Consider the following 2,560-nt stretch of genomic DNA (forward strand, 5'->3'; position numbering starts at 1 on the left):
GGACGAAGCCGCTCGCGCGGCAATGGCGCGTGTGGCTGGGGTGTGGGACTGATCGCCACCCTGTGCATTTGGGAATGTGGGCAACTGCCTGACGATTGAGGCCTCTCAATCGACAGACAGGAGGTTCCCATGACCGAGGAGAGGATTTCGCCGCTGCGGGCGCGAATGATCGAAGACATGCGCATCCGCGGGTTGGGCGAGAAGGCGCAGAAGTCCCACATCCGGGCAATCAAGGATTTCTCCCAGTTCCTTGGGCATTCGCCGGACACCGCCACGCCGGAGGAGTTGCGCGCCTACCAACTGCACATGACCGACAACGGGGTCACGGCCAGCACGTTCAACGTGCGGATCGTGGCGCTTCGGTTCTTCTTCGGCATGACTTGCGGGCGCGAGGACATGAAGCGCTACATGCAGTTCCGCACGCAGCCACGGAAGCTGCCGGTGGTGTTCAGCGTCGAGGAGGTGTCCGACATTCTGATGGCGGCGCCTGGGCCCGGCCTGAAGTATCGCGCGGCGCTCAGCATCTCCTACGGTGCCGGGCTCAGGGCGGCCGAGGTCTGCAATCTCAAGATCGGGGACATCGACAGCGACCGCATGCTGATCCATGTCGAGCAGGGCAAGGGGCGGAAGGATCGCAAGGTGATGCTGTCCCCCGGCTTGCTCGAACTCCTGCGCGACTACTGGCGCGAAGCGCGCCCCGAGGGCTGGTTGTTCCCGGGCAAGCCCAAGATCAACCCGATCTCACCGCGCCAACTGAACCGCGCGTTCACGTCGGCCAAGACCATGGCCGGGGTCAAAAAGGCGGCCACCCTGCACACCCTGAGGCACAGCTTTGCGACCCATCTGCTGGAGGCCAACACGGATGTCCGGGTGATCCAGGTTCTGCTCGGCCATGCCAAGCTGACGACGACGGCGCAATACACGCATGTCGCCACCAAGACGATCCGCGACACGGTCAGCCCCTACGAGATGCTGGCCAAGCTGCAGGATCACGCCGTGAAGCGAAGTCTGGAGTGACCGGGCGCCGGGGTGCCCCGGCCGACGCTGGAGATCGCTGACATCTTTCGTTCCCATGGTCCTGGGTGGCGGCAGGCCAATGTCGGGCACGTCAGCCTCTCGCAGTTCAAGGTGATGTCAGCCATCGAAGCCTGCCGGACCGAGGCGCTCGGCGGGCATGTAGCGGGCTGCGCCAAGTGCGGCCACCACCACATCGCCTACAATTCCTGCAAGAACCGGCACTGTCCGAAGTGCCAGGGGCCGGCGGCGCGCGACTGGATGGCGGCGCGCGCCGAGGACCTTCTGCCCGTGGAGTATTTCCACGTCGTCTTCACCCTGCCAGCCGAGATCGCGCAGATCGCCTTGTGGAACAAGAAGGCCATTTATGGCCTGCTATTCCGGGCGTCCGCCGAGACGGTCACGACCATCGCAGCCGACCCCAAGCGGCTCGGCGCCCGGATCGGCATGACCAGCGTGCTGCACACCTGGGGATCGGCGCTGACCCACCATCCCCACATCCACATGATTGTGCCGGGCGGAGGGCTCTCGCCTGATGGCACCCGATGGGTCGCCTGCAAGCCAGGGTTCTTTCTGCATGTGCGGGTGCTGTCGCGCCTGTTCAGGCGCTTGTTCCTCGACGGGCTGCTGGCCCTTCATGCCGCTGGCGAGCTGGCCTTCTATGGCGATCTCGAAGGACTGACACAGACGAATGCCTTTGCCGCCTGGCTCGCGCCGTTCCGCAAATCCGAATGGGTCGTCTACGCCAAACCGCCCTTCGGCGGGCCCAAGGCAGTGCTCGCCTACCTGAGCCGCTACACCCACCGCGTCGCGATCTCCAACTCCCGCCTGGTCAGCGCCGACGCCGAGACTGTCGCGTTTCGATGGAAGGACTACCGCATCAAGTCCGGCGACCGCGCGAGGGTCATGCGCCTCGCTACATCCGAGTTCATCCGCCGGTTCCTGATGCACGTCCTGCCCGACGGGTTCCACCGGATCCGGCACTACGGCCTTCTGGCCGGTGCAACCCGCAAGGCCACCATCGTCCGCATCCGTGGCCTGCTCGGGCAGCGGGCGCCCGAACTGGAAGCGCAGGAACCAGCGGAGCCTGCCCCGCTCACCTTGCGCGAGCCGTGCCCATGCTGCGGTGGCCCGATGCGCATCACCGAAATCTTTCGTCGCGGCCAGAAACCGATGTCGCGCGCCCCACCATGGGAGCAGGCCGCATGACAAACCGCCAGTCTCTGCCACGATCAAAACTCCGGATCTCCCGCCCGTTCCGGACCGGCTCAGCCATGCCTCACGTAGTGCCACGCCCGCGAACCGCCGACGAAAGGCGCCGCCCGCGACCGCACATCATCAACTCGGCCGATCAGGGCGCCCTTTGCGACGTTCGATATCATTCGAGCCGTCAGCCACGCTGCACCGGCGCTGGAAACCTGAGCGCACTTTCCCCATAGACAGCACCTGGCCACCGCGGCTTCCACCTTGGGAGGATTTCCAACGCCGGCCGACCACTCGTCAAGCGGCACCGTTGCACCACGGCCCGCATCGAAAATCCTTCACC

General features: G+C 65.4%; 2 protein-coding genes. Both read left to right on the forward strand.

Annotated features, from left to right (window positions below):
• The first annotated feature begins 129 nt into the window (after positions 1-129).
• Positions 130-1,017, forward strand: coding sequence for a site-specific integrase (locus G0D83_RS30805; protein ID WP_164198534.1), 888 nt, complete (start codon positions 130-132; stop codon positions 1,015-1,017).
• Positions 1,018-1,029: 12 nt separating this feature from the next.
• Positions 1,030-2,223 (forward strand): IS91 family transposase, encoded by a 1,194-nt coding sequence (locus tag G0D83_RS30810; protein ID WP_164198535.1) that lies wholly within the window; start codon positions 1,030-1,032, stop codon positions 2,221-2,223.
• Positions 2,224-2,560: the final 337 nt, after the last annotated feature.

The organism is Salipiger sp. PrR003, from assembly GCF_010500785.1.
In the GTDB taxonomy this organism is placed as follows: Bacteria; Pseudomonadota; Alphaproteobacteria; order Rhodobacterales; family Rhodobacteraceae; genus Salipiger; species Salipiger pacificus_A.